The 16,737-nt window shown below is 49.8% G+C and carries 21 protein-coding genes; 6 read left to right on the forward strand and 15 right to left on the reverse strand.

Going from position 1 to position 16,737, the window contains the following annotated elements; genetic code table 11:
- From GTPT_RS01875 to fkpA, 9 genes are all read right to left on the reverse strand, one after another.
- Positions 1–163, reverse strand: a 163-nt coding sequence (locus GTPT_RS01875) for a GTP-binding protein (RefSeq protein ID WP_038010722.1), incomplete at its 3' end; no start/stop codon positions are given.
- A 67-nt stretch (positions 164–230) separates the two neighbouring features.
- Positions 231–2,345, reverse strand: a complete 2,115-nt coding sequence (gene fusA, locus GTPT_RS01880; RefSeq protein WP_025901458.1) for an elongation factor G — start codon at positions 2,343–2,345, stop codon at positions 231–233.
- Between the two features lie 93 nt (positions 2,346–2,438).
- Entirely contained in the window at positions 2,439–2,909 is a 471-nt protein-coding gene (gene rpsG, locus GTPT_RS01885; protein WP_025901459.1) for a 30S ribosomal protein S7, read from the reverse strand.
- A gap of 96 nt (positions 2,910–3,005) precedes the next feature.
- Positions 3,006–3,380, reverse strand: coding sequence for a 30S ribosomal protein S12 (gene rpsL, locus GTPT_RS01890; protein ID WP_003852912.1), 375 nt, complete (start codon positions 3,378–3,380; stop codon positions 3,006–3,008).
- 124 nt (positions 3,381–3,504) lie between these two features.
- Positions 3,505–3,792 (reverse strand): sulfurtransferase complex subunit TusB, encoded by a 288-nt coding sequence (gene tusB / locus GTPT_RS01895; RefSeq protein ID WP_025901460.1) that lies wholly within the window; start codon positions 3,790–3,792, stop codon positions 3,505–3,507.
- Positions 3,793–3,805: 13 nt separating this feature from the next.
- Entirely contained in the window at positions 3,806–4,165 is a 360-nt protein-coding gene (gene tusC / locus GTPT_RS01900) for a sulfurtransferase complex subunit TusC (RefSeq protein WP_025901461.1), read from the reverse strand.
- Positions 4,165–4,551, reverse strand: a complete 387-nt coding sequence (tusD, locus tag GTPT_RS01905; protein ID WP_025901462.1) for a sulfurtransferase complex subunit TusD — start codon at positions 4,549–4,551, stop codon at positions 4,165–4,167. Before tusD ends, tusC begins: the two co-directional genes overlap by 1 nt.
- The gene (locus tag GTPT_RS01910; protein ID WP_029991017.1) at positions 4,551–5,273 is read right to left on the reverse strand and encodes a helix-turn-helix transcriptional regulator; all 723 of its coding nucleotides are present in this window, start codon (positions 5,271–5,273) and stop codon (positions 4,551–4,553) included. Before GTPT_RS01910 ends, tusD begins: the two co-directional genes overlap by 1 nt.
- A gap of 166 nt (positions 5,274–5,439) precedes the next feature.
- Positions 5,440–6,258 carry an FKBP-type peptidyl-prolyl cis-trans isomerase gene (gene fkpA, locus GTPT_RS01915; RefSeq protein ID WP_025901464.1) on the reverse strand — a complete coding sequence of 273 codons (819 nt, stop codon included), beginning with the start codon at positions 6,256–6,258 and terminating at the stop codon, positions 5,440–5,442.
- A gap of 283 nt (positions 6,259–6,541) precedes the next feature.
- On the opposite strand from fkpA, the gene GTPT_RS01920 reads away from it, so the two are divergent.
- The gene (locus tag GTPT_RS01920) at positions 6,542–6,760 is read left to right on the forward strand and encodes a SlyX family protein (protein ID WP_025901465.1); all 219 of its coding nucleotides are present in this window, start codon (positions 6,542–6,544) and stop codon (positions 6,758–6,760) included.
- A gap of 49 nt (positions 6,761–6,809) precedes the next feature.
- On the opposite strand, the gene slyD is transcribed toward GTPT_RS01920, so the two are convergent.
- The 4 genes from slyD to kefG form a co-directional block, all read right to left on the reverse strand.
- A complete protein-coding gene (slyD, locus tag GTPT_RS01925) occupies positions 6,810–7,352 on the reverse strand; it encodes a peptidylprolyl isomerase (protein WP_029991018.1) in 543 nt (180 codons plus the stop codon).
- A gap of 187 nt (positions 7,353–7,539) precedes the next feature.
- Complete coding sequence (locus GTPT_RS01930) at positions 7,540–7,734, reverse strand: YheV family putative zinc ribbon protein (protein ID WP_025901467.1); 195 nt, start codon at positions 7,732–7,734, stop codon at positions 7,540–7,542.
- 52 nt (positions 7,735–7,786) lie between these two features.
- Positions 7,787–9,601, reverse strand: a complete 1,815-nt coding sequence (gene kefB / locus GTPT_RS01935; RefSeq protein ID WP_025901468.1) for a glutathione-regulated potassium-efflux system protein KefB — start codon at positions 9,599–9,601, stop codon at positions 7,787–7,789.
- A complete protein-coding gene (gene kefG / locus GTPT_RS01940) occupies positions 9,601–10,152 on the reverse strand; it encodes a glutathione-regulated potassium-efflux system ancillary protein KefG (protein WP_025901469.1) in 552 nt (183 codons plus the stop codon). The genes kefB and kefG overlap by 1 nt, the downstream gene beginning before the upstream one ends.
- A 126-nt stretch (positions 10,153–10,278) precedes the next feature.
- Here kefG and GTPT_RS01945 point away from each other — a divergent pair, with 126 nt between their 5' ends.
- Positions 10,279–12,186, forward strand: a complete 1,908-nt coding sequence (locus GTPT_RS01945) for an ABC transporter ATP-binding protein (protein WP_029991019.1) — start codon at positions 10,279–10,281, stop codon at positions 12,184–12,186.
- A 299-nt stretch (positions 12,187–12,485) separates the two neighbouring features.
- On the opposite strand, the gene GTPT_RS01950 is transcribed toward GTPT_RS01945, so the two are convergent.
- On the reverse strand, positions 12,486–13,094 hold the full coding sequence (locus GTPT_RS01950; RefSeq protein ID WP_025901471.1) for a LysE family translocator: 609 nt from the start codon (positions 13,092–13,094) through the stop codon (positions 12,486–12,488).
- Between the two features lie 57 nt (positions 13,095–13,151).
- Here GTPT_RS01950 and GTPT_RS01955 point away from each other — a divergent pair, with 57 nt between their 5' ends.
- From GTPT_RS01955 to GTPT_RS01965, 3 genes are all read left to right on the forward strand, one after another.
- A complete protein-coding gene (locus GTPT_RS01955) occupies positions 13,152–14,174 on the forward strand; it encodes a hydrolase (protein ID WP_025901472.1) in 1,023 nt (340 codons plus the stop codon).
- A complete protein-coding gene (locus tag GTPT_RS01960; RefSeq protein WP_025901473.1) occupies positions 14,171–14,395 on the forward strand; it encodes a YheU family protein in 225 nt (74 codons plus the stop codon). The genes GTPT_RS01955 and GTPT_RS01960 overlap by 4 nt, the downstream gene beginning before the upstream one ends.
- Before the next feature lie 83 nt (positions 14,396–14,478).
- A complete protein-coding gene (locus GTPT_RS01965; protein ID WP_025901474.1) occupies positions 14,479–15,348 on the forward strand; it encodes a phosphoribulokinase in 870 nt (289 codons plus the stop codon).
- A 36-nt stretch (positions 15,349–15,384) separates the two neighbouring features.
- Here the strand turns inward: GTPT_RS01965 and GTPT_RS01970 are convergent, their stop codons facing one another.
- Positions 15,385–15,789: an OsmC family protein gene (locus tag GTPT_RS01970; RefSeq protein WP_029991020.1), complete on the reverse strand. Its 405-nt coding sequence runs from the start codon at positions 15,787–15,789 to the stop codon at positions 15,385–15,387.
- A gap of 301 nt (positions 15,790–16,090) precedes the next feature.
- Here GTPT_RS01970 and crp point away from each other — a divergent pair, with 301 nt between their 5' ends.
- Positions 16,091–16,723 (forward strand): cAMP-activated global transcriptional regulator CRP, encoded by a 633-nt coding sequence (gene crp / locus GTPT_RS01975; RefSeq protein ID WP_025901476.1) that lies wholly within the window; start codon positions 16,091–16,093, stop codon positions 16,721–16,723.
- Positions 16,724–16,737: the final 14 nt, after the last annotated feature.

Below are 16,737 nucleotides of genomic sequence, written 5' to 3' on the forward strand. Positions count from 1 at the left end.
CTGGCGCGTTATCGATCTGCGCGAAGTCACGTGCAGCACCGCCGTAGTGTTTAGCCAGTACGGTAGTGATTGCTGCAGTCAGAGTGGTTTTACCATGGTCAACGTGGCCGATAGTACCGACGTTAACGTGTGGTTTGTTACGTTGAAATTGCTCTTTCGCCATGGCGATATTCCTTACGTTATGCCTTCATCATCCGATGAAGGCATCTGTTCAAAATTAAACCGTGGTATTATTTACCACGAGCTTCAATAACGGCCTGCGCAACGTTGTTTGGCGCATCGTCATACTTCAGGAACTCCATGGAGTAAGAAGCACGACCTTTGGTCAGTGAACGCAGCTGAGTTGCATATCCGAACATTTCAGACAGCGGAACTTCTGCGTGAATCTCAACGCCAGTTGCGTTGGATTCCTGCCCTTTAAGCATACCACGACGTCTGCTCAGGTCACCGATGACATCACCGGTGTTTTCTTCCGGAGTTTCAACTTCAACCTTCATGATTGGCTCAAGCAGAACCGGAGTTGCTTTCTTAAAGCCATCTTTAAAGGCGAGAGAAGCCGCCAGTTTAAACGCCAGCTCAGAGGAGTCAACGTCATGGTAAGAACCAAAGTGCAGACGAACACCCAGATCAACTACCGGGTAACCCGCCAGTGGACCTGATTTCAGCTGCTCCTGGATACCTTTATCAACCGCAGGGATGTATTCCGTAGGGATTACACCACCTTTGATGTCGTTGATAAATTCGTAACCATCCGGGTTCTTACCTGGCTCCAGCGGGTACATGTCGATAACAACATGACCATACTGACCACGACCACCAGACTGCTTGGCGTGTTTACCTTCGATATCGGTGACTTTAGCGCGGATAGCTTCACGGTAAGCTACCTGTGGTTTACCCACGTTCGCTTCAACGTTAAATTCACGCTTCATACGGTCAACGATGATATCCAGGTGCAACTCACCCATACCAGCGATGATAGTCTGGTTAGATTCTTCATCAGTCCATACGCGGAAAGATGGATCTTCTTTAGCCAGACGACCCAGAGCCAGACCCATTTTTTCCTGGTCAGCTTTGGTTTTTGGTTCAACGGCGATAGAGATTACCGGCTCTGGGAATTCCATACGCTCCAGGATGATTGGCGCGCTTGGATCACACAGGGTATCACCAGTAATAACATCTTTCAGACCGATAGCTGCGGCGATATCGCCCGCACGAACTTCGCTGATTTCTTCACGCTTGTTAGCGTGCATCTGAACGATACGGCCGAAACGCTCACGTGCAGATTTCACTGAGTTCAGTACGGTGTCACCGGAGTTAACAATACCGGAATAGACACGGAAGAACGTCAGGTTACCTACGAACGGGTCATTAGCAATTTTAAATGCCAGTGCTGAGAACGGTTCGTTATCATCAGCGTGACGCTCTGCAGGAGTATCTTTACCGTCATCCAGCATACCTTTAATCGCAGGTACGTCAGTCGGAGATGGCAGGTACTCGATAACAGCATCCAGCATCGCCTGAACACCTTTGTTCTTAAATGCAGAACCACAGGTAACCAGGATGATTTCGTTGTTCAGAACGCGCTGACGCAGAGCTTGTTTAATCTCTTCTTCAGTCAGTTCTTCACCGCCGAGGTATTTCTCCATCAGCTCTTCAGAAGCTTCTGCGGCGGCTTCAACCAGGTTCTGGTGCCACTCGTCAGCCAGTTCGACCAGATCAGCAGGGATTTCTTCGTATTCGAAGGTCACACCCGCGTCTGCTTCGTTCCAGTTGATGGCTTTCATTTTCACCAGGTCAACAACACCGGTGAAGCCTTCTTCTGCACCGATTGCCAGCTGCAATGGAACAGGGTTAGCACCCAGACGGCTTTTGATCTGGCCAACAACTTTCAGGAAGTTCGCACCCATACGGTCCATTTTGTTAACGAACGCGATACGTGGAACTTTATATTTGTTCGCCTGACGCCATACAGTCTCAGACTGAGGCTGAACGCCGCCGACCGCGCAGTAAACCATTACTGCACCATCCAGAACACGCATTGAACGCTCTACTTCGATAGTAAAGTCAACGTGTCCCGGGGTATCAATGATATTGACGCGGTGTGGTTCAAATTGTTTTGCCATACCAGACCAGAAAGCGGTGGTAGCAGCGGAGGTGATAGTAATACCACGTTCCTGCTCCTGAGCCATCCAGTCCATGGTTGCAGCACCATCATGTACTTCACCGATTTTATGGTTTACACCGGTGTAGAACAGGATACGCTCGGTAGTTGTAGTTTTACCGGCGTCGATGTGTGCACTGATACCAATGTTACGGTAGCGGGCAATGGGTGTTGTACGAGCCATTTGATTCCTCTGATTCTCGGACGTTCATTGTAAGTAAACCACGGCGGGTTTGCTTCAGAAGCGTCCGCCGGGTTAACAACTACACCGTGGTGATTACCAGCGGTAGTGAGCGAACGCCTTGTTGGCTTCAGCCATACGGTGAACGTCTTCACGTTTCTTAACTGCAGTACCTTTGTTTTCTGCAGCATCAGAAAGTTCGTTCGCCAGGCGTAAAGCCATAGATTTATCACCGCGTTTACGAGCAGCTTCTACGATCCAACGCATTGCCAGAGCATTACGACGAACCGGACGGACTTCAACCGGAACCTGATAAGTAGAACCACCGACACGGCGGGATTTAACTTCTACTGTAGGACGCACGTTTTCGAGAGCTACATCGAATGCTTCCAGTTCAGATTTACCAGAGCGCTGAGCCAGGGTCTCAAGCGCAGTATAAACGATAGATTCTGCAGTAGATTTTTTACCGTCTACCATCAGAATGTTTACAAATTTGGCCAGTAATTCAGATCCGAACTTAGGATCTGGCAGGATTTTACGTTGACCAATAACACGACGACGTGGCATGGAAATTCTCCGTTGATAATTCAGGATTGTCCAAAACTCTACGAGTTTATTCTGACATTTATATTAAAACGTTTGGCCTTACTTAACGGAGTTCCATTAAGCCTTTGGCTTCTTCACACCGTACTTAGAACGCGCTTGCTTACGGTCTTTAACACCTGAACAGTCAAGTGCACCGCGAACAGTGTGGTAACGCACACCTGGCAAGTCTTTTACACGACCGCCACGGATCAGGATCACGGAGTGTTCCTGCAGGTTATGACCTTCACCACCGATGTACGAAGTCACTTCGAAACCGTTGGTCAGGCGAACACGACATACTTTACGCAGTGCGGAGTTCGGTTTTTTAGGAGTGGTAGTATATACACGAGTACAAACACCACGTTTCTGCGGGCAGGCTTCCAGCGCAGGCACGTTGCTTTTTGCAACTTTGCGTACGCGTGGTTTGCGAACCAGCTGGTTAACTGTTGCCATTAAATAGCTCCTGGATTTAGCTTTTGCTTCGTAAACACGTAATAAATCGCCTCGTATTTCTACGAGGACGCAGAATTTTAGGGCCACGTCTAAAAGGTGTCAAGAAATAACCAATACTTCTGTGCTACCAGACGAGCTGTTGTGGGTGACGAATCGTCAATTCAACGAATCCATTATAGCCTACTTTGCACATATTGGCTGAAATTTGTTCAGTCAGCCCGCGTGCCAGAAGGTCTTCCTCTAACACATAAATTGTTGCCGGTGACTGCAGTAGCATTTTCGCGAAAGGGTTACCTTCAAGGGCCGCCAGCACGCCATCCTGCAATAATAGCACGTCATCATCTTCGCTCAGCAATGAGATACGTCCCGCAATATCACTCTGCCAGGGCGAATGCATTAATGTATGTAACATCAGTCGTTTTATCTCAGAAGGTGACGATTCTGTCATAGTCATTCAGACAACGTCGTAATGCCATAGGTTCCAGGATTTCCGCATCCAGTATCCATGGGGTATCCACAGGGATCCCACGGATATCCAGTGAGGCTTTACACAAATAGCATTGCTCAATGTCGTAAAGTGATAATACGCCAAATGTTGCCGCGTAATGTCGTGACAGAATATTTTCAGGCTGCTGGCCCGGGAATAACTGCAGAACACCGTCTCCCAGAAAAAAAACTCCGCACTGATCATTCAGAGCGGCGGTGGCCAGCAAGGCATCAAGACCTTCCCGCCCTGCACTGCTCCCATGAGGAGCAGAGGTAAAAATAAAGGCAACACGATTCATCAGAACTGTACCAGCCGATCACAGGTTAATGCGGCTTCAGCAAAAGCGCCAAGGCCTGCCAGCAAAAATCCCTGTTGCAGATTCGCAACAGGTAACTGTAACCGGGCCGCTTCTGCGGAATCAACGACGCCGCGCCGAAGCGCTGCAGCAACGCAGATATGTAACCCGATACCATGTTGCTCCTGTAACTTCTGCCATTCCCGCACAATATCCAGCTCATCACTGGCAGGCGCGGTCAGCAGGTTGGCATTCTGAACACCCTCACGATAGAAGAAAACACTGTCCAGATGCTGGCCGGCCGCCAGGAGCGCGCGGGCAAACAGGAGTGCACTGGTCGATTGCTGCGTCCCGTAAGGCGCACCGGTCACCAGCAATGCATAATGCATCAGCGATCGCCTCCCTGAAACTCACCGTTTTTAAACTGCCGGATATAGAGATAAACCGTATGCTTGGAGATATCCAGACGGTCAGCGACCTGATTAATGGCATCTTTGATATCGAAAATACCTTTTTCGTACAGGTTCAACACGATCTGTCTGTTCTTCGCATTATTTGCGACATTTCGATCGTTAGTGACTTCTTCTATCGTGAACTCCAATGTCTGAGCCACCAGATCATCTACTGAACTGGCGAAATTCACGCTTGAATCTACCTGATGTAGCTCCGGAGGCATAAACGTTGACATTATCTGAGAGAACGGCACATCCAGATTCATGTTAATACACAATAAACCGATGACCCGCTGCTCCCGATTTCGGATAGCAATGGTCACCGATTTCATCAATACCCCGCTTTTCGCACGGGTAAAGTAGGCGCGGGAAACATTACTGTCCTCACCCTGCAGGTCATGCAACATCCGCAGAGCCAAATCAGTAATGGGTGAACCGACCTGTCTGCCGGTATGCTCGCCATTTGCAATACGAATGGCAGAGCACGTCAGGTTATCCAGAGAATGCAGCACAATCTCACAGTGTGAACCAATCAACATTGCCAGACCATCGACGACGGATTCGTAGGATTTCAGGATCTCGTAGTCTGACGGTTCAAAAGATGGATGCTCCGGGATTTCATAAACGGAAGCATCGCCAGGATTAAAAGGATTAGACATCACAGATATTACCCTACATAGCAGGAGCCTGTCATAAGCACTGCCGGGCAGACTCAAATAGTAAAAACATCAGAAGGGTCAGTCTGGCAAATGTCGATGACATAAACCAGCGTTTTTATTCTACGCGGGGAGAAGACACCGCCGCAGAGCGCGGCGGTGCAAGGTATTACTGGGCTGCTTTGGTCTGGCTGTCTGCTGTCGGTGCTTTGGCCGCATCGTCAGTTTTTGGTGCCTGTTTCACATCCAGTAATTCAACCTGGAATACTAAGGTTGAATTTGGCGGGATACCCGGAACACCATTCTGGCCGTAAGCTAAGTCTGGCGGGATAACCAGCTCAATTTTACCGCCTTTCTTCACGTGTTTCAGACCTTCGGTCCAGCCCGGGATCACACCGTCAAGACGGAATGTCAGAGGCTCACCACGCTTGTAAGAGTTATCAAACTCAGTACCGTTGACCAGAGTCCCTTTGTAGTTAACGACAACAGTATCACTGTCGACCGGGGCCGGACCCGTACCTTCTTTCTCTACTTTGTACAGCAGGCCGCTGGCGGTTTTCTTCACGCCGCTTTCTTTTGCAAATTTCGCTGCGAATGCATCACCTTTCTCTGCATTCTCTTTCGCGTCTTGTTCCATTTTAGCCTGAGCTGCCGCTTTTACTTTAGTTTCAAACCCTTTCAGGGTTTGTTCAATTTCAGCATCGGATAATTTGCTCTTACCTGCAAATGCGTCCTGTACACCGGCAATCAGGAGTTTTTTGTCAAGCTTGATACCAAGCTTCTCTTGTTCCTTCAGAGAGTTGTCCATGTAACGACCCAGAGAGGCTCCCAGTGCATAGGCCGATTGCTGAGACTGATCTTTAAATGCAGCATTGGTCGGAGTCTGTTCTGTGGTGGTGGTTGCTGAGGTTGCAGCCATAACTGCAGGTGCATTCAGCGCAACAGCCAGGGTGGTCGCTAACAATGAGACTTTAAACAATGATTTCATCCATATCTCCCAACCGAAGTCTCTGACCCCGGTGATTGTTGTGTTTTAATTGCTCACACTATAACGGTATATGACAGGGTTACCACTGCCATCACAATGATTCTCTGTTAACTTCCGACCTTTTTTGCATCAGGAAGTTTCATTGATTATTGGGATATAAGAGTAAATTTCAAGGTTACCGCGTGGCTGACCTGCAAAATTCAGGCGATTTCCCTCCACCGGGACTCGAATAAAATGCCGGGATCGCGCATCATGGCGCGCAAAGAGACAGTGAGGAAAACTAATGCAGATAACCGAATGGGAAAAACATCTGGAAGCGCTTGAAAGCAAAATTGCTTTTCAGGAGCTGACTATTGAAGAACTGAACCAGACTGTGGTCAGGCATGAACTTGAAATGGCAAGATTACGTGAACAGTTCCGTTTATTAGCGGATAAGCTTAAAACAGCGGCACCGTCACTGCTGGCTTCACAATCTGAAGAGACACCGCCTCCTCACTATTGAGAGGCTCAACATAAAGCCGCTCGTCAGCGGCTTTATGTCTCAGGACAGCTTAGTGGTGGCAGCCACAGCCGCCAGTCCCGCAACCTTCCTGACCATGTTCATGGTCGTGGCCATGATCATGGCCATTTTCGCCGTGGACATGCCCGTGAGCCAGTTCTTCCGCCGTCGCTTCGCGAATAGCAATGACTTCGACATTAAAGCTCAGGTTCTGGCCTGCCAGCATATGGTTACCATCAACCACAACATAATCATCACCGACTTCGGTGATTTCTACCGGTACCGGACCCTGATCGGTCTCAGCCAGGAAGCGCATGCCTACCTGCAGTTCATCAACACCGACAAAAACATCTTTCGGTACGCGCTGAACCAGATTGTCATCATACTGACCATAAGCATCGTTGGCCGGGATGTTAACGTCAAACTTATCACCTGCTTCATGGTTTTCCAGTGCTTTTTCCAGACCAGAAATCAGGGAACCATGACCGTGCAGGTAATCCAGCGGTACATTTGCAGGGGATTCATCAACTAATACCCCATCTTCTGTACGTACCTGATAAGCAAGGCTGACAACCAGGTCTTTTGCTACTTTCATGATATCTCCTAACCGTTGAGAGCTATATTCCCGTCTCATTGGTCTATTTTTGCCTGCAATAACACCAACCAGAAAGGTCCTGACCGGGAAAAACATAAACTGATTTCCTCTCCGGTCTTAGTGGTGGCAATTGTAACGAAATTCAATCCCCCTGTAAGTTACCGGGGAAAAAAAACCTGATACCCGCCTATTCAGGAGTAAACACCCCTATAATTTTACCAGGTCCCGCGTGTTTATCCGGCAACCGTTTATCCGCTTCACGCATCTGATGACCACATTTGACACATTCCACGACATCTACATTATTTTCACGCCACATCGCCAGCGTATCGGTTTGCTGACAGTGCGGGCAAACGGCCCCGGCTATAAATCGTTTCGCCATCCTGCACTCCTGTCTTTTGAAAGCCCCTCGATAGCACTCTCACAGGGGAGGGTTATTCAAACTCATCCCAGCCATCCAGCTGTTGCTTTTCCTGCTGCATTTCACGGTTGAAGATGTCTTCCAGCTCACGACGGGCTTCCCGGACACGGGAGATTTGTCCGCTATCATCATGATTTGGCATCAGTTCTCGTAACATACGCATATCCAGACGACGGAAATGCAGCTGCGCCCGCATTGCCTGATGAGGATGCATCCCCACTGAGACCAGCGTTTTACGGCCAAGCTCCAGCGCACTGGAGAAGGTTTCGCGGCTGAACTGCGTCACCCCTGCCTGCAGGAATTCGTGTGCTTCTACACGTCCGCGGGCGCGGGCAAGAATTTTCAGGTGCGGGAAATGGTGCTGGCACAGCTGAACAATCGCCATCGCATCTTCCGGATCATTACAGGTGATGACGATGGACTCGGCCCCCTCTGCACCGGCTGCCCGCAACAGTTCCAGTTCCGTCGCATCGCCATAATAGACTTTATAACCGTACTTACGCATCAGACTGACGGCGCTGATATCCTGTTCCAGGACCGTTATCCGTGTATTATTTGCCATCAGCAGACGGCCAACAACCTGGCCGAAACGACCAAAGCCCACCACGATCACTTGCGGCTGATCATCCTCAACATAGTGCTTTTCACCGTGGTCATCCTTTGAGTTATTGAAGCGACGAATCAATATCTTATCGATACCCTGCATCAGTAACGGTGTCGTCATCATCGATAAAGTCACGGTCACGAGTAACATAGGCAGTTGTTCGCCGGTAAAAAGATGCACCGAGGATGCCGCCGAAAAGAGGACAAACGCAAATTCTCCGCCCTGACTCAATACCCCCGCAAACTGCAAACGCTCCGAACTGCGTAAGCCATACACGCGGGCCAGGATGTACAGAACCAGCGTTTTGACAGCAACCAGCACCAGTACGGCGATAATCACCTCAACAATGTGGGTGTAGAGCACGCCAAGATTGAGTGCCATACCGACCGAGATAAAGAATAGCCCCAGCAACAGTCCTTTAAAGGGATCAATCGCGACCTCAAGCTCATGCCGGTATTCACTTTCGGCCAGCAGGATACCTGCGATAAAGGTCCCGAGCGCCATCGACAGTCCCAGCGCATCCATAAACAACGCCGAACCGATCACCAATAATAATGCCGCCGCCGTAAAAACCTCACGCACTGCCGAACCGGCAATAAAGCGGAAAATCGGACGCAGCAGGAAGCGGCCGCCAATCAGCATGCCCGCAAATGCCAGCACCTTCATGCCTACTTTTATCCAGTCCGTCGCCTGTCCGCCATCACTGCCACCGGCCAGAAGCGGCACCAGAGCCAAAGCCGGGATCACCGCCAAATCCTGGAACAGCAGGACAGAAAATCCCAGCTGACCGGACTCACTACGGTTCATTCCTTTATCGCGCATCAGCTGAATAGCCATCGCGGTAGAGGACATCGCCAATCCGATACCGCCGATGACCGCGCTCTGCCATGAAAAGTTTGTCAGCCAGAGCAGCCCGCCCAGAATTGCCGCCGAAAAGATGACCTGGGCCGCACCGACCCCAAAAATAGAGCGCCGGAGTTGCCAGAGTTTGGCCGGGTTCAGTTCCAGACCGATGATAAACATCAGAAAAACTACACCCAGTTCCGAGAAATGCAGTATTTCGTCGACATCACTGATAAGCCCGACACCCCAGGGGCCTATAGCAATCCCCGCGAGCAGATAGCCCAGTACCGCGCCAATACCCAATCGGGCAGCAATAGGGACAGCAATGACCGCTGCCCCAAGATAAATTACACCCGCAGTTAACAGGCCAGGTCCCTGCATTAAATTACCCCCTGTGGTAATGGCTGGGCTAACCAGTCGCTGTAAGCACTGGCATACGTTGTCATCGCCTTGCCCGTCTGGCGCCTGGCGGAATAAATAATCATCGGTGTTAACCAATGCATACGACAGGCCTGTGCTGTCAGTTCAAAGGGCCGCATAATATCGCTCATCGGATACCTGTTCAGGCCGTGCTGGTGATACGCGGTTTCCGGCTCACCGGTCGTGATCACACTTCGCCAGTACTTGCCAGCTAATGCCTGCTCACCGTGACCGATCGCAAATCCACGGGTCAGCACCCGATCGAACCACTCTTTCAGTAACGCAGGACAGCTATAAGTATAGAGTGGATGCTGGAAAATGATGATGTCATGTTCCCGTAACAGTTGCTGCTCGTAATGAATATCTATAAAAAAATCAGGATAAAATGCGTAAAGGTCATGCACAGTGACGTTTTCCTGACGTTGTGCAGTTTTCAGCAGGATCCGGTTAGCGACTGATTCCTGTGATTCAGGATGGGCATAAAGCAGCAGGATTTTGGGCTGTGTCGACATTGTTCCCCTCCAAATCATCGTCACGGATAACTATTTCAGCTACCATGCAGCACATAACGAAATTTTCTGTTTAATCATTAGTTCACTTTAGCTGATAATTTAACATATTCTGACGAAACGGCGCTTATGATTGTCTTTTCTTCGCTACAAATACGACGCGGTACCCGCGTGCTACTGGACAATGCTTCCGCCACCATCAATCCCGGGCAAAAAGTTGGCCTGGTCGGGAAGAATGGCTGCGGAAAATCCACACTTTTATCCCTTCTGAAAGGGGAAACTACCAGTGATGCCGGAAATGTCAGTTTTCCTGCAAACTGGGCTCTGGCCTGGGTAAATCAGGAAACTCCGGCCCTGGATCAGCCAGCGATCGAGTATGTCATCGACGGTGACCGGGAATTCCGCCATCTGGAATCGCAGCTGGCTCAGGCCAATGCAGAAAATGACGGAAACCGTATTGCGCTGCTGCATGCACAGCTTGATACCGTTCAGGCCTGGACAATTCAGGCCCGTGCTGCCAGTCTGCTAAATGGGCTGGGATTTACCCAACAGCAATTACAGGCTCCGGTAAAAGATTTTTCGGGGGGCTGGCGTATGCGTCTGAATCTGGCCCAGGCACTGATCTGTCGTTCAGACTTACTGCTTCTTGACGAACCGACAAACCACCTGGATCTCGATGCAGTGATCTGGCTCGAACGCTGGCTGAAAAGTTATACCGGCACGCTGATACTGATCTCTCACGATCGCGATTTTCTGGACCCGACTGTCAATAAAATCCTGCATATCGAGCAGGAAAACCTGTTTGAATACACCGGTAATTACAGTGACTTTGAACGGCAGCGAGCCACCAAACTGGCACAGCAACAGTCGCTTTATCAAAGCCAGCAGGCGAAAGTCGCCCATCTGCAACATTATATCGACCGTTTTCGTGCAAAGGCGACAAAAGCCCGTCAGGCCCAAAGCCGGATTAAAATGCTGGAACGCATGGAACTCATTGCCCCGGCACATGTGGATAATCCTTTCAGCTTCAGTTTCTTACCACCGGAGAGCCTGCCCAACCCGTTACTGAAAATGGAAAAAGTCACCGCCGGCTATGATAACCGGGTGATCCTGAATTCCGTAAAACTTAATCTGGTTCCCGGTTCACGCATCGGGTTACTGGGCCGTAACGGCGCAGGGAAATCTACGCTGATTAAGTTGTTAGCCGGTGAGTTATCCCCTCAGCAGGGCGAGGTTGCTCTGGCGAAAGGCATTAAAGCGGGCTATTTCGCACAGCACCAGCTGGAGTACCTGCGTGCAGAGGATTCACCATTACAACACCTGCAGCGTCAGGCCTCTCCTCAGGTCAGCGAACAACAGTTACGGGATTACCTGGGCGGCTTCGGTTTTCAGGGAGATAAAGTTACAGAGATGACACAACGCTTCTCGGGGGGAGAAAAAGCCCGACTGGTGCTGGCGTTGATTGTCTGGGAACGTCCTAACCTGCTATTGCTGGATGAACCGACCAACCATCTCGACCTGGATATGCGTCAGGCACTGACAGAAGCATTAATTGATTATGAAGGGGCTCTGGTCGTCGTTTCGCATGACCGGCATCTTATCCGTGCAACCACTGATGACCTGTATCTGGTCGATGCCGGTAATGTGGATGTATTCGATGGCGATCTCGAAGACTACCAGCAGTGGCTGACAGAACAGCAGAAAAACAGCGTGGTCAAAGAGGCCCCTGCCGCAGCTCAGGGTAATTCCGCCCAGGCACGCAAAGACCAGAAACGTCGTGATGCTGAACTCCGGGCCCTGACACAACCGATCAGGAAAAAGATAGATAAAATCGAAAAGCAAATGGCGTTATTACAGAATACCCTCAGCGAGAATGAAGCGTTGCTTGGTCAGCAGGAACTGTATGATGCTGCACGCAAAGATGACCTGACCGCTGCCCTGAAAGTACAGGCGGAAAGCCAGTCAGCCCTGGAAACCTGTGAAATGGAGTGGCTGGAACTTCAGGAGCAACTGGAACAGATGCAGTCAGCAGAATAAGGCTGACCCCTTAATTTTTCATGCGTTATAGCCGGTATAGTACCGGCAACATGAGGTTCGCGGTGAGTCAAACGCGATAACCAGGACAGTCACCGGCCACTCACTGCGTAGCCGGTGCTGTTAACAATTCAGCCGATTCGATGAATAAAGACTTGCCTGTCTGCCGGGAAAACAATAAATTTGTCGCCGGGTTTTCAGGGAATATTCTGCATTATCAGCATACGATCCCCTGATATAATGGTTCAGTCAATTGTCTCCACTGAACCCGGGTCATGACTGCCTGCCGGGCCAATGAGTGTCTAAAGCCAGATCAGAATGACACAGGATGCGGTGAGCAGCCCCATAAAGATATTAAAGATTTTCCATGCCTGCGGGCTTTTAAGCCAGCGGCCAATCATCGTCCCAAAGCCCAGCCAAATGATACCGGCCACAAGGTTGACCAGAAACATCGCGAAACTGATGGCAAGTACAGACGAACGATATTCTGCTCCGGCAAGGCTGAAACTGGCAACTGCGCCTAATGACATCAACCAGGCTTTAGGGTTGATCAACTGCAGCAGACCTCCCTGCCAGAATGGCATGGCTTTCCCTCTGTCCGGAGAAAGGTCTACCTCAAGCACTTCATAAGGGGCACTGCCGATTTTCCATGACAGCCAGAGTAAATAGAGGCTGCCCGCAATTTTGAGCAATAAGTGAAGCGCCGGATAAATCAGAATGAGGCCGCCGATACCAAAAGCGACCAACAGCAGCATGAGTTGCATACCCAGCATGATGCCAAGCATGAGCGGAATACTGCGAAAAAAACCAACGTTGGCGCCGGATGCAGTAAGTAACATATTATTAGGGCCAGGTGTGATCGCGGCAACCCATAGGAAGCCAAGTAGTGAAAGAAATAACCCCATTTCCATGCGTGGCACCTTTCCTGTCTTAGGATGAAATTAAACCGTTTAAATATACAGTGAGTTATGGATCAGACAAGTCCCGACAACATGAATAATTGTCGTATCACAGATGAGCATTTCACACCGATTGCTCAACTGAAAAACCCTCACCTTCAGACGCTCCTGCCCAGGATCCTGAGACGTATTGTCCGGATCAAGCCCTGCTGGCAGAGACTGGAATTACCTGATGGTGATTTTGTCGATCTTGCCTGGAGCGAAGACCCGGAACACGCACGCCACAAGCCCCGAGCCGTGATTTTTCACGGCCTGGAAGGCAGTATTAACAGCCCTTATGCCCATGGCCTGCTTTCTGCGATTAAAAAGCAGGGATGGCTGGGTGTTGTGATGCATTTTCGCGGCTGCGGCAAAGCACCTAATCGCATGACGCAAAGCTATCACTCCGGTGAAATCGGCGATGCCAGCTACTTTTTGCAGTGGTTGCAGGAAACCTACGGAAAAGTGCCCACTGCAGCGATTGGGTTCTCCCTCGGGGGTAATATGCTGGCTTGTCTGATGGGTTCTCAGGGAAGTGACTGTCTGCTGGATGCGGGAGTCATCGTCTCTGCCCCGCTGATGCTTGAGCCCTGCAGTTCTAAACTGGAACAGGGCTTCTCACGCTTTTATCAGTTTTACCTGTTATCACAGCTGAAGAAGAGTGCCCGCCGGAAAATGAAAGCTTACCCGGAATTACTGTCGGTTTCTCCTGAGCGATTGAAGCAGATCCACCGGTTACGAGACTTTGATGACGAAGTTACCTCGAAAATACACGGTTTTGCCGACGCGACCGACTACTACCGGCGGGCCAGCGGTATGCCGATGCTTTCAGGTGTTGAAAAACCGCTGCTGATTATCCATGCTCAGGATGATCCCTTTATGGTACCGGACGTTATCCCGAACCCGGAGCATCTTTCGCCCAGCATTACCTATCAGCTCAGCCAATATGGCGGGCATGTCGGTTTTGTCAGCGGAACATTAACCCGTCCGGTCATGTGGCTGGAGAAACGGATCCCCCAATGGCTTTCAACCTGGCTGGATAAAAAAGCATGATTATTCCCTGGCAACAACTCAATCCTGAGACGCTGAATAACCTGATCGAATCGTTTGTCCTCCGTGAAGGTACCGATTACGGTGAAGAAGAACGAACGCTGGAGGAAAAAACACAGGATATTCATCGTCAGCTTACGGCCGGTGAAATCGTGGTGGTCTGGTCTGAACTGAACGAATCAGTGTCGTTAATGCAGGCCAGTACCTTCAGACAGAACAGATAAATTCTGCTCACCTGAGTGATGACAGGTCCCGGCAGACATGCTAACAATGCAGTCAGCCGAACGAATTCAGGGAGCACAGCCTAATGTCCGCCAGACATCCAATCATTGCCGTCACAGGCTCTAGCGGGGCCGGAACCACCACCACCAGTCTGGCATTCAGAAAAATCTTCCAGCAGCTGAATATCCGGGCCGCCGAAATTGAGGGGGATAGCTTTCACCGTTATAGTCGCCCGGAAATGGATGTTGCCATACGCAAAGCCAGAGATTCCGGCCGGCATATCAGCTACTTTGGCCCTGAAGCCAACGATTTCGCAATGCTGGAACAGACCTTTGTTGAGTACGGAACTCAGGGAACCGGCCGCTCCCGCAAGTATCTCCATACTTATGATGAAGCTGTGCCCTGGAAGCAGGTACCGGGCACGTTTACGCCCTGGCAACCTCTGCCTGATGATACCGATGTTTTATTTTACGAAGGGTTACATGGCGGAATTGTCACGGATCAGTACAACGTCGCAGATAAAGTGGATCTGATGGTCGGTGTCGTCCCGATTGTCAACCTGGAGTGGATTCAAAAACTGGTCCGGGATACCCGCGAACGTAGCCATTCCCGGGAAGCGGTGATGGACTCAGTGGTTCGCTCCATGGATGATTATGTTAACTACATAACACCGCAATTCTCCCGTACCCATATCAATTTTCAGCGGGTTCCGACCGTCGATACCTCTAACCCATTTGCTGCCAAAACCATCCCTTCATTAGATGAAAGTTTTGTGGTAATTCATTTCCGGGGACTGGAAGCCATTAACTTCCCCTACCTGCTGGCGATGATTCAGGGGTCTTTTATTTCGCACATTAATACACTGGTCGTGCCGGGCGGAAAAATGGGGCTGGCAATGGAGTTAATCATGACACCACTGGTGAAGCGGTTAATGGAAGAAAAGCAGTTTCAGTAGACCGTATTGAGTGCCATGATGGCACTCAATAGGCTTTCAAAGGCTTATCACCTCAAAGCTATGCGTAATTTCCACACCTTTCCCCAGCATCAGTGCCACTGAGCAATACTTATCAGCAGACAATGTGACAGCTCGTTCAACCACAGCATCCGTCAGATTGCGCCCCGTGACGACAAAATGCAGATTAATATGCGTAAACAAACGAGGTACCTCTTCCCGGCGCTCAGAGGTCAGTTTAACTTCACAGTCCACCACATCCTGACGCCCCTTTTGCAGGATTGAAACCACATCGATGGCGCTGCAACTTCCGGTGGCCATCAGCACCATTTCCATCGGGCTTGGCGCTTTATCGCCCGAGTTTCCATCCATTAATACCTGATGTCCGGAAGCCGATTCTCCGATAAAGCTGAGTCCCTCAACCCATTTTACGCGTGCCTGCATTATGCTTACTCTCTGCTCTGAAAAAACAGGTTTCAGATTACTCCTTCAAAGGATAAACAGCAATCTGCTGGCATTCGTTACAGTCTGAACATACAACAGGAGACAGTTGCGCCAGTGTGTGCTACAAACAAAGAGTGAGACATTTTTTTATCAGATTACAATTATGGTGAAACGGTAGAAAGCTCCGGAACAAAATCTGCTTTTCTGCGGTAATTGCCAATAAAAATACCCTATGACTTCCTTGCCTGGCAGGAGCTTATCCCTGTATTTCCGGCACGATTACAACAGAGGATAAAAGAGAATGGTTCTCGGTAAACCACAAACAGACCCTACACTCGAATGGTTCCTGTCCCATTGTCATATTCATAAGTATCCTTCCAAAAGTACCCTTATCCACCAGGGTGAGAAAGCAGAAACCCTGTACTATATTGTGAAAGGCTCCGTGGCTGTTTTAATTAAAGATGAAGAAGGAAAAGAGATGATCCTTTCTTATCTTAACCAGGGAGATTTCATCGGTGAACTGGGACTTTTTGAAGAAGATCAGGAACGCAGCGCCTGGGTACGTGCCAAAGTGGCATGTGAGGTTGCTGAAATCTCTTATAAAAAATTCCGACAACTCATTCAGGTGAACCCCGAAATTCTGATGCGTTTATCTTCACAGATGGCGCGCCGGTTACAGGTAACGTCCGAAAAAGTCGGTAATCTGGCATTCCTTGATGTCACAGGCCGTATTGCCCAGACATTGCTGAATTTAGCACGTCAGCCTGATGCTATGACCCATCCGGACGGGATGCAGATTAAAATTACCCGCCAGGAAATAGGACAAATTGTCGGCTGTTCACGGGAGACCGTCGGACGAATTCTTAAAATGCTGGAAGATCAGAATCTGATTTCTGCTCACGGCAAGACGATCGTCGTCTACGGGACCCGTTAACTTCCCATCCACAC

This window comes from Tatumella ptyseos ATCC 33301, from assembly GCF_000735525.1.
GTDB classification, from domain to species: Bacteria; Pseudomonadota; Gammaproteobacteria; order Enterobacterales; family Enterobacteriaceae; genus Tatumella; species Tatumella ptyseos.

Excerpts from the sequence above, each read along its gene's own strand:
- fusA (WP_025901458.1), bottom strand. The coding sequence starts at position 2,345 with ATGGCTCGTACAACACCCATTGCCCGCTACCGTAACATTGGTATCAGT.
- rpsG (WP_025901459.1), bottom strand. The coding sequence starts at position 2,909 with ATGCCACGTCGTCGTGTTATTGGTCAACGTAAAATCCTGCCAGATCCT.
- rpsL (WP_003852912.1), bottom strand. The coding sequence starts at position 3,380 with ATGGCAACAGTTAACCAGCTGGTTCGCAAACCACGCGTACGCAAAGTT.
- tusB (WP_025901460.1), bottom strand. The coding sequence starts at position 3,792 with ATGTTACATACATTAATGCATTCGCCCTGGCAGAGTGATATTGCGGGA.
- tusC (WP_025901461.1), bottom strand. The coding sequence starts at position 4,165 with ATGAATCGTGTTGCCTTTATTTTTACCTCTGCTCCTCATGGGAGCAGT.
- tusD (WP_025901462.1), bottom strand. The coding sequence starts at position 4,551 with ATGCATTATGCATTGCTGGTGACCGGTGCGCCTTACGGGACGCAGCAA.
- GTPT_RS01910 (WP_029991017.1), bottom strand. The coding sequence starts at position 5,273 with ATGTCTAATCCTTTTAATCCTGGCGATGCTTCCGTTTATGAAATCCCG.
- fkpA (WP_025901464.1), bottom strand. The coding sequence starts at position 6,258 with ATGAAATCATTGTTTAAAGTCTCATTGTTAGCGACCACCCTGGCTGTT.
- GTPT_RS01920 (WP_025901465.1), top strand. The coding sequence starts at position 6,542 with ATGCAGATAACCGAATGGGAAAAACATCTGGAAGCGCTTGAAAGCAAA.
- slyD (WP_029991018.1), bottom strand. The coding sequence starts at position 7,352 with ATGAAAGTAGCAAAAGACCTGGTTGTCAGCCTTGCTTATCAGGTACGT.
- GTPT_RS01930 (WP_025901467.1), bottom strand. The coding sequence starts at position 7,734 with ATGGCGAAACGATTTATAGCCGGGGCCGTTTGCCCGCACTGTCAGCAA.
- kefB (WP_025901468.1), bottom strand. The coding sequence starts at position 9,601 with ATGCAGGGACCTGGCCTGTTAACTGCGGGTGTAATTTATCTTGGGGCA.
- kefG (WP_025901469.1), bottom strand. The coding sequence starts at position 10,152 with ATGTCGACACAGCCCAAAATCCTGCTGCTTTATGCCCATCCTGAATCA.
- GTPT_RS01945 (WP_029991019.1), top strand. The coding sequence starts at position 10,279 with ATGATTGTCTTTTCTTCGCTACAAATACGACGCGGTACCCGCGTGCTA.
- GTPT_RS01950 (WP_025901471.1), bottom strand. The coding sequence starts at position 13,094 with ATGGAAATGGGGTTATTTCTTTCACTACTTGGCTTCCTATGGGTTGCC.
- GTPT_RS01955 (WP_025901472.1), top strand. The coding sequence starts at position 13,152 with ATGGATCAGACAAGTCCCGACAACATGAATAATTGTCGTATCACAGAT.
- GTPT_RS01960 (WP_025901473.1), top strand. The coding sequence starts at position 14,171 with ATGATTATTCCCTGGCAACAACTCAATCCTGAGACGCTGAATAACCTG.
- GTPT_RS01965 (WP_025901474.1), top strand. The coding sequence starts at position 14,479 with ATGTCCGCCAGACATCCAATCATTGCCGTCACAGGCTCTAGCGGGGCC.
- GTPT_RS01970 (WP_029991020.1), bottom strand. The coding sequence starts at position 15,789 with ATGCAGGCACGCGTAAAATGGGTTGAGGGACTCAGCTTTATCGGAGAA.
- crp (WP_025901476.1), top strand. The coding sequence starts at position 16,091 with ATGGTTCTCGGTAAACCACAAACAGACCCTACACTCGAATGGTTCCTG.